The sequence below is a fragment of the Pseudomonas sp. LB-090624 genome (assembly GCF_003205205.1).
Lineage (GTDB): Bacteria > Pseudomonadota > Gammaproteobacteria > Pseudomonadales > Pseudomonadaceae > Aquipseudomonas.
Window position 1 is genome coordinate 1 of record NZ_QJRL01000087.1, and the last position, 590, is coordinate 590.

The window sequence follows — 590 nt, forward strand, 5'->3', positions numbered from 1 at the left end:
CTTGGTCGAGCGCGCTTTCATGAACGCTTGGAACGCATGTTTGGGCGTCTACGGAGTGATTTTCCATTCCGACCAAGGGCGCCAGTACGCGAGCAGCAGGTTTCGTCTCGCTTTGGCCAAGAAGGGCGTCGCGCAAAGCATGAGTCGGAGAGGAAACTGCTGGGATAATGCCGTAGCTGAGAGTTTCTTCGCTACATTGAAGAGAGAGGAAGCCTACGCGGTCTACCCCACAAAGAAACAGGCTCACTTGGCAATTGCCAGCTACATCCATGGGTTCTACAACAGCTGTCGACTGCATTCAGCATTGGGTTACCGTACACCGAACGAATACGCAAAAGGCTTAAGGCAGTTGGCTCTGTAGCCAGCTTCTTGGCGTCCGCTGTCACGGGGCAGGCCCACCAAAAAACGCTGGCTCCCATCATCCGGCCCCTACGCTACGCTCCGGGGTCCCCTCGCTACGGGCATGCTCCCGGGAGTACGCGCCGAAGGCCCCATCCATGGGGCCTCAGCGCTTGACGGGCATCCATGCCCGTCACCTCCCTCCGCATGCCCTTCGCTCGGCCTACTGAAGTCGCAATCTGTGTCGCCTG

1 protein-coding gene is annotated in these 590 nt (G+C 58.6%); it reads left to right on the plus strand.

Annotated elements, in window-relative coordinates; genetic code table 11:
* On the plus strand, positions 1 to 361 hold a 361-nt coding region (locus DMX11_RS26560), incomplete at its 5' end, for an integrase core domain-containing protein (RefSeq protein ID WP_218278970.1).
* Positions 362 to 590 lie beyond the last annotated feature (229 nt).